The sequence below is a fragment of the Stieleria mannarensis genome (genome assembly GCF_014154935.1).
GTDB lineage: Bacteria > Planctomycetota > Planctomycetia > Pirellulales > Pirellulaceae > Stieleria > Stieleria mannarensis.
Map to the genome: position 1 here is coordinate 67,406 of NZ_JACEHH010000035.1, position 15,631 is coordinate 83,036.

The following is a 15,631-nucleotide window of genomic DNA, read 5'->3' on the forward strand; positions in this document are numbered from 1 at the left end:
CCGTTGTGTCCCCGAAAATCGTCGACCCGATCGGATCGCGAATCGACAAATGGCGTAAAACTGCCCAACCCTAGCTCTTGCCGTTGCGGCGGGAATTGTGGCGGCGGGTTTTCGCACACGGCGAAGGGGCGAATCGTTCCCTTCTCAGACCGGTCAGCCGGGTCGCGAGGACGATTCGGGGGCGTGGGAAGGAGTGATGCCGGCGGAGTGGCGGCGAACCCTCGGCGCGGCAATTGCCGGACGACAGACGAGGACATCGTCCAACGCCGGCTTGATGTAGCGACCTTTGCCAGACGGTGGATGCTCGGAAGATGAATATTTCAGGGGGACATCACGCTCTGGCGAGCGTAGCGACTTCAAAGCGGCGAGCCGCTCCCCTACTGCCCGAAAAAACTCTCGTCGACCAGCGGCAGATCCTCCAACGACTCCAGCCCGAACAGCGTCAGGAATCGTTCGGTGGGGTAATAATGCGGCACCTTGCGTCCCCCGTCGGCCGGTTGTTGGCGTTTCATTTCCAACAGGCGGCGGCGGACGAGTTGGTTGAGTAGCGAGCCGCTGTCTTTGCCGCGTTGATCTTGAACCGTTTGGGCGGTCACGCCGGGCTGGTAAGCGACCAGCGACAGGACTTCGACGGCGGCTTGACTGAGTCGGGCTTCGCGGACCTTGCCCAGAAACGAGTGACGGACCTTTTCCACCGCCGGGGCGATCGTCATTCGATACCCCCCGCCTTCGTCTTCGACAATCCGCAACGCCTGCTCGGCCGACTTGTAGGATTGGTTCAGGCTGTCGATCATCTCCACGACCTCTTCCTCGGTCACACCGCGCATCAGGGAGGCGAGTCGGGCGGCGGTGAAGGCTTGGTTTTCCGGATGCCCGACGAACAACGCCGCTTCGATGATTCCCTCGGGATGAACGGCTTCGTCATCCTCTTCCAGCGGTTCCTCGAGCGACGATTCGTCGGCCAAGTCGTCCTCGGCGGCTTCATTTGCCGGAGGTTCGGGAGCGGCGAAGGTTTCCGGATCGTGTGCGGCGGCGGCCCGTGCATAGGCGGCGCCGATGTCATCAAGCGAAAACTCGCCAAAATCCGACTCGTCCTCCTCGATTGAGTCGTTTCCGGTTGCATCGTCTTCAAGCGAGTCGTCCTCGCGCGGCGGCTGGTGGTCCATCACGTCTTCACTTGCCCCTCCGCCCTGATCGGGGCTTGGATCGTTGCTGGCGTGAGGTGGATCACGCCGGGCGTCATCTTCGTCGTTCATGGGTTCAGCCTACCTAGCTGGACAGTGCCACTTTGTTAATAAAAACTTCGTGAGTCGACGAGCGAACTTCGCCCGAAGGTGCGGCTCGGTCGCTATCCACGCTCTGGCGAGCGTAGCTACGTCACAGCGCCGCTGTCCAGCTAATTCCGATCGCGGACCCAAGCCACAAAGCGAGCGATCTGTTCATGTTCCAACAGCGTCTCGACCGTGTTGTGGTAGCGTCCCAGGTCTTTCTCCCGTGGCACGAAGCGATGAATCGAGCGGTGGCAATCGTGGCACACCGAAATCGTCTGTTGCATGCGAGTTCGGGAGAATCGCTTTTTGAACCATTTATTGCGATGGCAACGACGGGGAATCAAGTGATGTTCGGTGGTTCCGCGTCGAGTGACACGGCCGCAGAGCGCACAGGGTTTGGGGGAGACGGTTGTTGCCGCGCGGCGACCGGGTTTCGTTTCGCAGGAACTCATTCTTGGCACTCCAAATTGGCGGGCAATCACCGATCCGATCGCACACGGACGATTCCCGGCGCCGGCACGATACCGACGCCGGCGGGAGTCGTTATGATAGCGTTCGAGTTGATTTCAGATTCATACTTCTTCCGAAGACGTCGCCGATGTCCAAAACAGTTCGCCTTGATGTGATGATGTTTCTGCAGTTTTTTGTCTGGGGGGCGTTTTTCGTCCCCATGACGAGCTACTTGCAACAGATTTTTGCTGACGAAGAGAACCTCAACACGATCATCGGGGACATCTATTCGACTCAAACTTGGGCGGCCATTTTCGCACCGATCATCGTCGGCTTTGTCGCCGACCGGTTGTTCAACAAGGAACGCATCAACGGCGTGCTGCAAATCGCCGGGGCGGCGATGCTGTGGTGGTGCAGTACGATTGTGGATTCACCGACGCGATTTTATTGGGTCATGATGGCGTTTTTCCTGTGCTACATGCCGACGTTGGCGTTGGTCAATGCGATCACGTTCCAGAACGTCGATTCGATCGAAAACGAATTTCCCAAAATTCGCCTGTGGGGGACGATCGGATGGATCGTTTCCGGGTTGGTCGTCTCGCAGTCGATGTTCGGCTTGTTTCCGATCCCCGTGCTGCCGGGGGTCGAGGATGCGGGCAGTTCGAACCTGCCGCTGCGACTCTCTGCGATCGTCGGTGCGATCTATGGGGTGTATTGTTTCACGCTGCCAAGTTCCCCGCCGCAGGGTCGCGATAAACCCGTCAGTCTGGGCAAGGTATTGGGGCTCGACGCGATCCGGCTGTTCCGCAATCCCAGCTACTTGGTGTTCGCCATTTGCTCGTTCCTGATTTGCATCCCGCTGGCGTTTTACTACGCCCGGACCTACGACTTTGTCGAAAAAATGGCGTTCGGCAGTGACAGTGCGGGGGTGATGGCGTTGGGGCAGGTCAGTGAGATCTTCTTCATGGCGTTGGTGCCGTTTTTCCTGAGCCGACTGGGCGTCAAATGGATGCTGTTGGTCGGCATGCTGGCGTGGGCGCTGCGGTACGCGCTGTTCGGATTGATGCCCAGCACCTCGGCGATGCTGGTTCTGGGGATCGTCCTGCACGGGATTTGTTACGACTTTTTCTTCGTCACCGGCCAGCTGTATACCGACCGCAGTGCCCCGAAAGAGATTCGGACGAGCGCACAGGCCTTGTTGGGATTGCTGACCTATGGGGCTGGCATGTTGGTCGGAAACCTGATCCACGGCCCCTGGGGGGACTATATCAATCTGGATCCGACAACGGCGGAGGGCTGGGAGGCCGGCGCGGCAGAGTTTTGGCTGATGCCCGCGGGGTTGGCGATTGGCGTGTCGGTACTGTTCTTTGCCACCTTCTGGGACAAGTCCAGTGCGGCCAAGGGCGATAACGCGGTCGCAGCGGACGCTGCGTCGGCTTAGCGGGCAAATCCTGATTTTCTGGCGTTGCCTATCCTACGCAAGACGGTGGTTGATCTGATATCTTTCCCGAAATTTGGAAACGCTCTCGATCCCTACCGGAAAACGACGTGCCACGACGCGACGACATCAAGAAAATTCTATTGATCGGCAGCGGGCCGATCATCATTGGTCAAGCCTGCGAATTCGACTATTCCGGCACACAGGCGTGCAAAGCCCTCCGCGAAGAGGGGTATGAGGTCGTGCTGGTCAATAGCAACCCGGCGACCATCATGACCGACCCGGCGACGGCGGATTCGACCTACATCGAACCGCTGACCTGGCAGATGGTCGAAAAGGTGATCGAAAAGGAACGCCCCGACGCGTTGCTGCCGACGCTGGGTGGTCAAACCGGGCTGAACGTCGCAATGGACCTGGACGCCAACGGCGTGCTGGAAAAATACGGCGTCGAAATGATCGCCGCCGACGCCAAGGTGATCGCCAAGGCCGAGGAACGCGACCAGTTCAAAGAGGCGATGGAAAAAATCGGCCTGGACGTCTGCCGCGGCCACGTCGTGCACAGCATCGAAGAGGCCCGAGCGGCGATGGAAGACGTCGGTTTGCCGGCCGTCGTCCGCCCCAGTTTTACGATGGGCGGCAGCGGCAGTGCGATCGCCTACAACAAGGACGACTTCGACGCCCTGGTCAAAAGCGGCCTGGATCAATCGCCGGTCACCGAAGTCCTGATCGAAGAATCGATCATCGGCTGGAAAGAATACGAAATGGAGGTGATGCGCGACAAAGACGACAACGTCGTGATCATCTGCAGCATCGAAAACTTTGACGCGATGGGCGTTCACACCGGCGACTCGATCACCGTCGCCCCGGCCCAAACGCTCAGCGACAAAGAATACCAACGGATGCGCGACGCCTCGCTGGCCGTGATCCGTGAAATCGGCGTCGAAACCGGCGGCAGCAACATTCAATTCGCGATCGATCCGTCGTCCGGACGAATGATCGTGATCGAAATGAACCCCCGCGTCAGCCGCTCCAGTGCCCTGGCCAGCAAAGCGACCGGGTTCCCGATCGCCAAAATCGCCGCCAAGCTGGCCGTCGGCTATCGGCTGTGGGAATTGCCCAACGACATCACCAAACAGACCAAGGCCTGCTTCGAGCCGACGATCGACTATGTCGTGACCAAGATCCCTCGGTTCGCGTTCGAAAAATTCCCCGAGGCCGACGCCACCTTGATGACGCAGATGAAAAGCGTCGGTGAAACGATGGCGATCGGACGGACGTTCCGCGAATCACTGCAAAAAGCAATGCGGGGATTGGAAGTCGGCGCCTTCGGCCTGGGCAGCGACAACCGCGACCTGTGGGGCACCGATGAACAACCCGATCTGGATACCATCCGCGCCAAGCTGGGAACGCCCAACGCCGAACGGATCTTCTACCTCCGCTACGCGCTCAAAGCCGGATTGTCGGCCCAGGAAGTCCATTCGCTGACCCACATCGATCCGTGGTTCCTGGATCACCTGTCACAGATCATCGAACACGAGGACCAGATCCGCGCCCTGGGTTCGCTCGATGCGATCGACCGTGACCAAATGTGGAAAGCCAAACGCGACGGATTCTCGGACCGTCAGATCGCGCACATGCTTTCATCGACCGAATTGAAGGTCCGCCAGCGGCGATTGGAACTGGGGATCCGACCGGTGTTCAAAAGTGTTGACACCTGTGCCGCCGAGTTCGAAGCCTACACGCCGTACTACTACAGCACCTACGAAATCGAAGACGAACTGCCACCCAAGGCGGATCAAAAGCGGGTCGTGATTCTCGGCGGCGGGCCGAACCGAATCGGACAGGGCATCGAGTTCGACTATTGCTGTTGCCACGCCAGTTTCGCACTTCGCGAGATCGGTTACGAATCGATCATGGTCAACAGCAACCCCGAAACGGTCAGTACGGACTACGACACGTCGGACATCTTGTTCTTTGAACCGCTGACGATCGAGGACGTGCTGAACATCTGCGATGCGACCCAGCCGGACGGCGTGATCGTTCAGTTCGGCGGTCAAACGCCGTTGAACCTGGCCCGCGGGCTGGAAGAAGCCGGCGTGCCGATCATCGGCACCAGCGTCGACACGATCGAATCGACCGAGGACCGCGAACGGTTCCAAGCGTTGATTAACGAATTGCAGCTGCGACAACCGCCCAGCGGCATCGCCCGCAACATGGAAGAGGCGCGTAAAGAGGTCAAACGCATCGGGTATCCGGCGTTGGTCCGGCCCAGTTTCGTCCTGGGCGGTCGCGCGATGGAGATTTGCTACGACAAGTCACAATTCGAACGTTACGTCGCCGAAGCGTTCATCGTCGCCGACGGGCAACCAGTACTGATCGACCGCTTCTTGGAAGACGCCACCGAAGTCGATGTCGACGCGATCTGTGACGGTCAAGACGCCGTGATCATGGGGATCATGGAACACATCGAAGAAGCCGGCGTGCATAGCGGCGACTCGGCCTGTGCGATTCCCCCATTCTCGATCCCGCCCCACGTGCTCGATGAACTGCGCGAGGCGACGATCAAGTTGGCCAAATCGTTGAATGTCGTCGGGCTGATGAACATTCAATTCGCCATCAAGAACGAAGAGAGCGGCCCGACGGTGTATATCTTGGAGGTCAATCCGAGAGCCAGTCGGACCGTTCCGTTCGTCGCCAAAGCGACCGGTATCCCCGTCGCCAATCTGGCAACCAAAGTGATGACGGGAATGAAACTGCCCGAACTGGGGATCACCCAAGAACCGATCCCCAAGCACGTGTCGATCAAGGAAAGCGTGTTCCCATTCCGCAAGTTCGCCGGCGTCGACATCGTGCTGGGCCCGGAGATGCGCAGCACGGGCGAAGTGATGGGGATCAGCGAAAAATTCCCGCTGGCGTTCGCCAAAAGCCAGCTCGCCGCCGGCGTGACGCTGCCGACCGAAGGCAAGATCTTTGTCAGTCTGAGTCCACGCCACAAGGATTCGGCGGTTAGCCTGGGCAAGGATCTGCGTGCACTCGGGTTTGAGATCCTGGCGACCAGCGGCACCGCGGCGCGACTGGAATCCGAAGGGGTTCCGGTGACTCGCATCAAGAAGTTGGCCGAGGGTCAACCCAACCTGATCGATTACCTGAAGAACGAAGACGTCGCATTGATCATGAACACGCCCAACGGCAAAGGTGCCCGAACGGACGAGGGGCGGATTCGCGCCGCGGCGGTTCAACAAGGCGTCCCTTGCATCACGACGATCGCGGCCGCCGAAGCCGCCGTGCGTGCGATGCAGGCGATTCGCGACGACGTGATGACGGTGCAGTCACTGCAAGAACGCTACGCGGAGTAAATCGATCGCGATGTCTGATTCCCAATCGCCGAAAAAGCCCACCGGCAAACCGGACTACGATCCGTCGACGTTCCGATTGCTGGTCGTCGACAACGAAGCGGCTCACGCCCGGGCGATGACGGAAAGCTTGGAAAAGGTCGGATACAAATGCACGGTCGCCACCAGTGGCCCCGAAGCGGCCACGTTGATCGAGCGTGACACGTTTGACATTATCATCACCGACATGGTGATGAACGATGTCGACGGGATGAAGCTGTTGAAGCTGGCCGGTCAGCGATTGCCCGATGCCGAAGTGGTAATGGTGACCGGCCATGCCACCGTCCCGATCGCGGTTGAAGCGATGCAGCAGGGCGCATTCAATTTCCTGGAAAAACCGATCACGCCGAGCCGCTTGCGGGCGATCGTCGAAAAAGCCGTCGGCGCGGTCAGCTTGCGTCGCCAAAACACCGAGCTGATGTCGCGTTTGGACGAGCGGTTCGGGTTCGAAGGCATTGTCTACACCAGCAAGAAAATGCAGCAGGTGATCGACCGCTTGCGGCGAATCGCTGCGACCGACGCCACCGTGCTGATCACCGGTGAAAACGGAACCGGCAAAGAAATCGTCGCCCAGGCGGTTCACCAGAACAGCCCGCGACGAAACAAATCGATCGTGGCGATCAACACCGGCGCGATCGCCGAAAATCTGGTCGAAAGCGAATTGTTCGGACACGTCAAAGGCGCCTTCACCGGCGCCGATGCCGACCGGGTCGGCGCGTTCGAATATGCCAACGGCGGCACGCTGTTTTTGGACGAAGTCGGCGATATGCCGATGAGCACCCAGATCAAACTGCTGCGGGTGCTGGAAGAGAGCAAGATCACACGCGTCGGCGACAACAAAACCATCAAGGTCAATGTCCGCTTGATCTCGGCGACCAACCGGCCGTTGGAAACGATGATCGATGCCGGAACGTTTCGCAGCGACCTCTATTTTCGCTTGAAGGTCGTGACCGTCGAATTGCCGGCGCTACGCGAACGTCGCGAAGACGTGATCCCGCTGATGGATCACTTTCGCAAAATGTTTCTGCGTCGCCACGACAAACCCACGGCGCATTTCACCCCCGCGGTCACCAAGCGTTTCTTTGCCTATGACTGGCCGGGGAACGTTCGCGAGCTGCGGAACTTTGTTGAAATGATGGTCGTCCTCGATACCGACGGAAAACTCGATGTCGACGACCTGCCGCCGGAATTGGTCGAGGACCAGGCGGTCGACCACGCGGCGGAGGAAATGGAGCTGCCGACCTTTAGCGCCGCGGCAGAATCCAGCCTGATCGGTCAACCGCTGAGCGTGATCGAGCGTTGGGCAATCGAAAAAACGCTTCAATTGACGAACGACAATCGCGAAGAAGCGGCAAAAATGCTGGGCATCGGGGCCCGGACCTTGTACCGCCGGCTGGACCAATACAAAAAAGAAAGCGACGAAGCGGATTCCGCCAGCGACGATAATTCCACATCGGCCGACAGCTCGTGAGTCCCAGGGTTATGCGTTCGGCTCTCGGGCGACATCGCCGATGACGCCGTGTTTGTGACGGACGATTTCGCCTTCCACCAGATAGATGGTTTCCTCGGCGAGGTTCTCGGCCAAATCACCGATCCGTTCCAACAGCCGAGAAGCACTGAAGCAGTGGAGGGCCGGTTCGACGACCGACGTGTCCGTCTTCATGAACTCCTGCAGGTAGTCAATGATTTCGCGGTTCTGTTGATCGACCGCGTCATCCATCTTGATCACTTCCACCGCCATCTTGGCGTCATGGGTGACAAAGGCATCCAGCGCCCGACGCACCATGCGGACGGTCACGTCGACCATCTCGTTCATCTGCTCGGGGACGTTGAACAGGGGGAATTCCGAGATCGCTTTGGCGCGTTCGGCGATGTTGCAGGCGGTGTCGGCCATCCGTTCCAATTCGCCGTTGACCTTGACGACCGTGATCAGCCACCGCATGTCGGCGGCCACGGGCTGGTGCAGCGCCAACAGTTTCAAACACTCCTCTTCGATTTTGACATCGCTCATGTCCACCCCCTCATCGCTTTCGATGACGCGTTGGGCAAAATCGGTGCGTCCTTCGACGAGTGCACGAACCGCCATCTGGATCATCTGTTCCACGACGGTGCATTGGTCGACGAGCTGTTCGCGAAGACTTTCAAGTTCTCGCTGGAGGTGTTTTGACATCAAGGGATTTATCCAAACTTGCCACGGACGTAATCGTCGGTCTGTTTATTTTTCGGCTTTGTAAACACTTGTTCGGTGTTGCCGGCTTCGATCAGTCTACCTTCAAAGAAGAACGCCGTCTTGTCGCTGCAGCGAGAGGCTTGTTGCATGTTGTGCGTCACGATCACGATCGTGTACTGCGACCTTAATTCGAAGATCAGATCTTCGATGGCCAGTGTACTGGACGGGTCGAGGGCGCTGCAGGGTTCGTCCATCAACAGCACTTCTGGCCCGACCGCGATCGCGCGTGCGATGCAAAGCCGCTGTTGTTGGCCGCCCGAAAGCCCGAGCGCGGGCCCGTGCAATCGGTCTTTGACCTCGTCCCAGACCGCGGCTTTTTGCAGTGACCATTCGACCAATTCATCGAGTTCGGACTTGCTCGTTTTCATGTGCAGCCGAGGGCCGAACGCGACGTTGTCGTAAATACTTTTGGGAAATGGATTCGGTTTCTGAAACACGATTCCGACCTTTCGCCGCAGCCCCACGACGTCCAAATTCGGATCCAGGACATCGATCTCCTTGCGCTGGCCTTGATGGTCGTCATCGATGGTCAAACGCCCCTTGGCCCGGGCACCGGGGACGACATCATTCATCCGGTTGATCCACTTCAGCAGCGTACTTTTGCCGCAACCGCTGGGGCCGATAAAGGCCGTGACCTTGTGCTTGGGGATCTCTAACGACAGGTCGTGAATCGCCTGGAAATCACCGTACCAAGCGTTCAGCTTTTCAATGTGAATCAGCGTCTGATCGGAAAGGTCGTCGGAATTCTTCTCCGAGACGATCGCTGGCGTTACGCTTGACATGACTTCGCGGGGTTCAAGATTGAGCTTTCTGGACTTTTTGTCGAATATAGATGGCGGTCGAGTTCAATAGAAGCAAGATCACCAACAGGACGATGATCGCCGCGGCGGAAAGCTCTTTGAACTCGTCTTGTTGGCGTCCGGCCCAATTGAAAATCAGCACGGGCATCGTCACGGCATCGTCCATCAGGTGCTGGGGGCCGCTGCTTTTGGCGACTGCCGCCCCCATCACCACCAGAATCGGTGCGGCTTCGCCGATGGCGCGTCCCATCGCCAAAATCGAACCGGTCATGATGCCCGGCAATGCCGCCGGCAGACTGACGTCGCGGACGGTTTGCCAAGTGGTCGCCCCCAGCCCCATCGACGCTTCGCGCAACGAAGACGGAACCCCGCGGAGCGATTCTTGGGCTGCGATGATGATAATCGGCAAGATCACCAGGGCCAGCGTCAGCCCGCCAGAGAGAAAACTCTTGTCAAATGGCAGCCGAAAATAGTACCAGTTTCGTTCGGTGATGGTCCCCCCGATCGCCCCCGATCGGACCGTCCGGCGACGGATCTCCGGATCGGTCGGCTTGGGTGTGCCAGGCGTCCAGATCGAAATCTCGATCGGATTGCCATCGGGATCGACGGCTTGGAACGGTTCATCAAACGTAATCTGACGGACCGTCGGATCGGTCTGGGGGGCAAACACGACGTGCCCCGGTTCCAACGTCAGCACCTGGTAAAAGTGCTTGTAGCCCATGATCTCCATGCCGGCGGACTCGTTGACGCGAATCTGGCCAAAAACGTTGAACATGTAGACAAACACGGTCAGCCCCAGCAGCCCGTAAACGATCGATGGCACACCGGCCAGGTTGGCGATGTTTAGCTGCACAAAACCATGGATCCAACGCAGCACTTTTTGGGTCGGTTTGAATTCCTCCAGAAACACGGCCGTGCCGACACCCAGCGGCAACGCCACCAGGGCACACGTTCCACAAACGAACAAGGAACCCAAGATCGCCGGCCACATGCCGCTGCGCTCGATCTCCAACTCACTATGGGCACGCGTCAGCAAGTCGGTCGTCAATCGAGACTGGCCTTGGCTCCAAATCGAAACCATCAACACAACCAAAATGACCACGCTGATCAACGCGATCGCGACACACAGGAAATAAAACCAAATGCTCAGTTGCTTTCGTCGGCGGGCATTGTCGACCAGGTACTGTTCGTCCTGGTTGACGATCGCGCTGGGCAGGGTGCTCATTGGTAGGACTCCTGGAACCGCCGGCGAATGATCTGGCCACAAAGTGTCATCCCGAAGGTGATCAAAAACAGGGTCACCGCGACCGCATACAGGCTGTAATATTGGACCGTGCCATATTCGCTTTCACTCTTGATCATTTCGACGATGAAACCGGTCATGGTTTGCGCCTGTTGGGTCGGATCCAACGTCATCGTGGGCAAGGTGCCTGCCGCCAAAGCCACCACCATGGTTTCCCCGACCGCCCGGCTGAAGGCCAATAAGAACGCCGAGATGATTCCGCTTAGTGCCGCCGGGACGACCACCTTGACGGACGTTTCAAAGGGCGTGCATCCGAGCCCATAGGCTCCTTCACGCAAACTGCGCGGCACCGCACGCATCGCGTCTTCGGACAGACTGCAAACCATCGGCAAACAGAGGATGCCCACCGCGATCCCGGCGCTGGTCGCGTTGAAGGTCGAAAACGCACCATCGCTGACCATTTGCAGCGACGGGCTGATCACCAAGATGGCGAAATACCCGAGCACGACCGTGGGAACCCCCGCGATGATTTCCAGCGTGGGTTTCAACCACGAACGGATCCTTGCCGATGCGAACTCGCTCAGGTAGATCGCGGTCACCAATCCCAGCGGCAGCGCGATCAACATGGCGATCAAGGTGACTCGGAATGTTCCGCTCAACAACGGCAAAATGCCGAACGTGGCCTGTTCCAGTTCCTTGCTCTGCAGCGCCGTCCACTCCGTGTCGGTCAAGAACCCCGACATCGTGACCGCATCGCTGCGAAAGAAACCGGCGCTTTCGGTGATCAGCATGTAGATGATGCCGACCGTAATCAGCACCGTCGCCACCGCACACAAGGCCAGCGAAATCACGATCAACCGCTCCGAGAACGCGCCGGCATGGGTGGACCGAAACTCCCGGTTCTGAAGGGCCTTGGGAAGCGACATCAGCTCACCCTCTGCGTACTGATTCAGGGGAGCGGTCGGCATCAAACTGCATTCGAATCACGGTCACGTTTCGCTTCACTCGATAAAATTACTTGGTCAAGTTTTCCGGCTGATAGATATCAGCGACCGCACCGCTGCGCGAATTGCCTTCGCCGTCGACGTAGTGGGTTCCGGTATTTTCTTCGTCCAAGTTCTTCGCCGCACGTTGCATGATCTCGTCGGGAAGCCGAACGTAACCGACGCGTTCACACAGCTGCGGGGCGTTTTCCAGGAAGTAGGAAACAAACGTGGCGATCTCCGCACGCGGCAGCGAGGCCGTGCTGACATAGATGAACAATGGACGGCTGAAGGGCGCGTAAGCTCCGCTGGCGATGTTTTCCGGCGTCGGCAAGTAGGCCTTGTCATCTTTCGGATTGACGATTTCCACCGCCTTCAATTTATCCTTGCTCTCCTCGTAGTAGGCCACTCCGAAGAAACCGATCGCGTACGGGTTGCCGGCGACACCGTTGACCAGCACGTTGTCGTCTTCGTTCAGGTTCATGTCGTTTCGCAACGAAGCCTCTGACTTTCCGATGACGACTTCACGGAAGTAGTCGTAGGTCCCGCTGCCGGTTCCCGGTGAAAAGATCTCGATCTTTTCTTCCGGCCAGCTCGGGTCCACGTCGCTCCACTGCTTGGCAGCATCGCCGGCGACAAAGATCTTCTTCAGTTGGTCGATCGTCAGTGATTTGACCCAATCATTCTTGGGGTGAACCACGATGGTCAGCCCGTCGTAGGCGACCGGGATTTCGATGAATTCGACGCCGTTGTCTTTACACGTTTCGAACTCCCCCGGTTTGATCGGCCGCGACGCGTCGGAGATGTCCGTCTCCTTGTCCCAAAACATCTTGAATCCGTTTCCAGTTCCCTTCCCGTCAACGCTGACGTTGACGTTCGGGTACAACTTGGCGAACTCTTCTTTGACCGCGTTGGCGATCGGTTGGACGGTGCTACTGCCGTTGATCTTGATTGTCCCGGTCAGGTTGGACACGGCCGCGGTGCTGCCCGACTCGGCAGCGGATTCGGTCGACGTCGGCGCGTCTGACTTGCTGCCGCATCCGCTCAGCCCGATCAACAGGCTCGATGCCAACGCGATGCAGCCGATCGTGTGTTTGCCGGTCAAAGGCGTCGATCGAGAATTGATTTGGAAAAACATCCCAGGAGGGCTCCGGTAATGATTGGAGGGTGTCCGTGTTTTGAATCGTAAAGGTGCCGATCATTGGGGGGAATCGGCTCGCGGCGGCCCCAAAATCGCTCGCTGCGCGGAAAGATAGCAGCGACTGCAAGCATTGACGACCGGCAAGCGGCCGATAGAAGTATGAAGATTCGATGAACACGGCTCGCCGCGGACGGATCGTCGCACCAAACCGGCACGACTCCCCCTTTTTGCCACAGCAAGCGTGCGGTAAATGGATACCATCGGCGGTCCGACAAAGTTGCTCGCGGCCGGCCGGCCGGCCCTTCATTCCCGGCCCCAAAAAACGAAGGTGGTGCGCTTTTTAACCTCTGATTTGGCAGGCGTTTACGCCTTCACGCTCCCTTGGAACGTCGATTGTATTCCCGCGGCTTTTGGCAACCCGTTTAGATTCTCTCCCGCTGGCAGAGACGGCGTTTGCGCAGCAAGCAAACGCCAGAGAGGGCCCGCCCAGAAAACCTCTCGGACGACTTCCGCCGCGATGGAATCCGTCACTGATTCAATCGGCACTCCCCCGGAATCGCCCCACGCTATCGGCCCGGGAGGGGCCGGTCGTGACCTACTCGGACGCCTCTCGGACTTTTTCCAGGATTTCCAACAATACCGAATCCGTTTCGACGCCCTCGGCTTGGGCTTCGAAGTTGAGCAGGACACGATGTCGCATCGTCGGCAAATAGACTCGCCGAATGTCCTCAAAACTGACGTTGAATCGCCCGGCCAGCAGGGCTCGGACCTTGGAAGCCAACGCCAGCGTTTGCGCACCGCGAGGACTGGCCCCCCAACGCACGTATTGATTGGTCGCATCGACCGAGTGCGGACCGTCGGGGTGGGTGGCCAGGGTCAAGCGGACCAAGTAATCGCGGATCGGCGGGGTCAGAACGACATCCCGCACCATCGCTTGCATCTGGCGGATCTCGGCACCGTCCATCACCTTGTCGATTTCAGGCTTCTCGCCGCGCGTGGTCCGCTCGACGATCGTGTTCAGATCTTCGCGGCTGCTGTATCCGACCACCAGCTTAAACAGGAATCGGTCCAGTTGGGCCTCCGGCAGCGGGTAGGTGCCTTCTTGTTCGATCGGGTTTTGGGTCGCCAAGACGAAGAACGGTTTTTCCAATTCGTACCGCGCACCGGCGGCGGTCACCGTGCCCTCCTGCATCGTTTCCAACATCGCCGACTGGGTTTTGGGCGTCGCGCGGTTGATTTCATCGGCCAGCAGAATTTGAGTGAACACCGGACCGCGTTGAAATTGAAACTGCCGCCGCCCGTCCTCGGACTCGACGATCATGTTGGTTCCCAGAATGTCCGCCGGCATCAGGTCGGGGGTGAATTGGATGCGATTGAAATCCAGATCCAACACTTCCGACAGGGTTCGCACGAGCATCGTTTTGCCCAACCCGGGAACCCCTTCCAGCAGACAGTGCCCGCCGCACAGCATCGCCGTCAGCACGCCTTGAACGATGTCATCGTGACCAACGATGACGCGTCCGATCATCTCGCGAACCTGTTCGTAGCGCTGGCGAAAATGGTCGGCTTTGGCTTGGATCGATTCGTCAACGTGGGTCATAGAGCACTCGAGAGCAAAAAACGATGGTGGAGAAAGCTGGCCGCCGACGTCGCCGCCGTGTTGCGGCATCGCCGGTGGCAGCAGTCTAGCGAATTCAGCGCGGGTGTGTCCGGTCCCAACCGCCGTTGACCTCGATCGTTTGGCCGCAGCAAAACGTGTTGGTCGGATCGGCCAGGAAACACACCGCCCTGGCCACGTCTTCGGGCGTCCCCCAGCGTTTCATCAACGATTGTCGACGCGCTCGTCCGTCCCAGTACGAATCGGTCGTCTCGCCCCAAGCCGTTTTGATCCAGCCGGGGGCGACGGTGTTGACCCGAATCGTCGGTGCGACTTGCTGGGCCAAGCTGTTGGCAAACGCCATCACCGCGGCCTTGACCGGGCCGAACATCTGGCCGGCGTCGCCCTCCATCCCCCGCGGTGCCTGGTCCCAACCGATAAAGGTCATCGACGGCGGCGTCTTCAACCACGGGTCTGTTTGACTTGCCGATGCGTCGTTCTGCCAGCGATCGATCACGCGGCGGCTGAGTGCGATCGTCGCCAGCACGTCGGTTTCAAACAGCAATCGCAGTTTTTCGGCAAACCCCCGATGTCGAACGTCGCCGGTCAGCACGTCCGCACCGGCATTATTGATCCAGGTGGTCGGCGGGCCCATGAAGTTCCAGGTTTCGTCCACCAACCGAGCGCGGTCCTCCGTCTGGCAGATGTCCGCCTGGATCAGCCGCGTCACCGCCCCGAACGACTCGGCCGCTTCCGCCGTTTCCCGGGCCCCGCTCTCGTTCCCGCGGTAATGAATCACCAGCTGCACCGGCTGGTCCGCGGCGGACGATTTTGGCGGCCGGGCATGCCGGCGGGCCAATTCGATCGCGATCTGGCGGCCGATCCCCGATGAAGCACCCGTGATGACGGCTCGAACAGGACACGATGGCATGGCGTTGTTTTGATTCGACCGCAAATCCGCTCGCGGGCCCGGGCGAGCGAGAAAGCGAGCACGGCTCTGCAGCGGGGGTGGGTCGACGGAATTCGGGGAGGCTAAAAAGTCATCAGTGGCATTTGCGGCCCCTGTCTTTCCGCCCCAATGGACGG

12 protein-coding genes are annotated in these 15,631 nt (G+C 59.0%); 3 read left to right on the forward strand and 9 right to left on the reverse strand.

Annotated elements, in window-relative coordinates:
• Positions 1 to 377 precede the first annotated feature (377 nt).
• Positions 378 to 1,256 carry an SMC-Scp complex subunit ScpB gene (locus H1B37_RS22130; protein ID WP_182868863.1) on the reverse strand — a complete coding sequence of 293 codons (879 nt, stop codon included), beginning with the start codon at positions 1,254 to 1,256 and terminating at the stop codon, positions 378 to 380.
• A 140-nt stretch (positions 1,257 to 1,396) separates the two neighbouring features.
• Positions 1,397 to 1,555, reverse strand: a complete 159-nt coding sequence (locus H1B37_RS22135) for a hypothetical protein (RefSeq protein WP_286178032.1) — start codon at positions 1,553 to 1,555, stop codon at positions 1,397 to 1,399.
• Positions 1,556 to 1,869: 314 nt separating this feature from the next.
• Between H1B37_RS22135 and H1B37_RS22140 the strand changes: the two genes are divergently transcribed.
• The 3 genes from H1B37_RS22140 to H1B37_RS22150 all read left to right on the forward strand — a co-directional run bounded on the left by H1B37_RS22140 (position 1,870) and on the right by H1B37_RS22150 (position 8,022).
• On the forward strand, positions 1,870 to 3,162 hold the full coding sequence (locus tag H1B37_RS22140; protein WP_182868864.1) for an MFS transporter: 1,293 nt from the start codon (positions 1,870 to 1,872) through the stop codon (positions 3,160 to 3,162).
• A 107-nt stretch (positions 3,163 to 3,269) separates the two neighbouring features.
• On the forward strand, positions 3,270 to 6,515 hold the full coding sequence (gene carB, locus H1B37_RS22145; RefSeq protein WP_182868866.1) for a carbamoyl-phosphate synthase large subunit: 3,246 nt from the start codon (positions 3,270 to 3,272) through the stop codon (positions 6,513 to 6,515).
• Between the two features lie 10 nt (positions 6,516 to 6,525).
• Entirely contained in the window at positions 6,526 to 8,022 is a 1,497-nt protein-coding gene (locus H1B37_RS22150; RefSeq protein WP_182868868.1) for a sigma-54-dependent transcriptional regulator, read from the forward strand.
• A gap of 9 nt (positions 8,023 to 8,031) precedes the next feature.
• Here the strand turns inward: H1B37_RS22150 and phoU are convergent, their stop codons facing one another.
• The 7 genes from phoU to H1B37_RS22185 form a co-directional block, all read right to left on the reverse strand.
• Positions 8,032 to 8,721 (reverse strand): phosphate signaling complex protein PhoU, encoded by a 690-nt coding sequence (gene phoU, locus H1B37_RS22155; protein ID WP_182868870.1) that lies wholly within the window; start codon positions 8,719 to 8,721, stop codon positions 8,032 to 8,034.
• An 8-nt stretch (positions 8,722 to 8,729) separates the two neighbouring features.
• Positions 8,730 to 9,563, reverse strand: a complete 834-nt coding sequence (pstB, locus tag H1B37_RS22160; protein ID WP_182868872.1) for a phosphate ABC transporter ATP-binding protein PstB — start codon at positions 9,561 to 9,563, stop codon at positions 8,730 to 8,732.
• Positions 9,564 to 9,576: 13 nt separating this feature from the next.
• The gene (locus H1B37_RS22165; RefSeq protein ID WP_182868874.1) at positions 9,577 to 10,806 is read right to left on the reverse strand and encodes a PstA family ABC transporter permease; all 1,230 of its coding nucleotides are present in this window, start codon (positions 10,804 to 10,806) and stop codon (positions 9,577 to 9,579) included.
• The gene (gene pstC / locus H1B37_RS22170) at positions 10,803 to 11,792 is read right to left on the reverse strand and encodes a phosphate ABC transporter permease subunit PstC (RefSeq protein WP_286178033.1); all 990 of its coding nucleotides are present in this window, start codon (positions 11,790 to 11,792) and stop codon (positions 10,803 to 10,805) included. Before pstC ends, H1B37_RS22165 begins: the two co-directional genes overlap by 4 nt.
• Positions 11,793 to 11,838: 46 nt before the next feature.
• On the reverse strand, positions 11,839 to 12,945 hold the full coding sequence (locus H1B37_RS22175) for a PstS family phosphate ABC transporter substrate-binding protein (RefSeq protein WP_182868876.1): 1,107 nt from the start codon (positions 12,943 to 12,945) through the stop codon (positions 11,839 to 11,841).
• 598 nt (positions 12,946 to 13,543) lie between these two features.
• On the reverse strand, positions 13,544 to 14,548 hold the full coding sequence (locus H1B37_RS22180) for an AAA family ATPase (RefSeq protein ID WP_182868878.1): 1,005 nt from the start codon (positions 14,546 to 14,548) through the stop codon (positions 13,544 to 13,546).
• 94 nt (positions 14,549 to 14,642) lie between these two features.
• Positions 14,643 to 15,476, reverse strand: coding sequence for an SDR family NAD(P)-dependent oxidoreductase (locus H1B37_RS22185; RefSeq protein ID WP_182868880.1), 834 nt, complete (start codon positions 15,474 to 15,476; stop codon positions 14,643 to 14,645).
• Between the last annotated feature and the right edge of the window lie 155 nt (positions 15,477 to 15,631).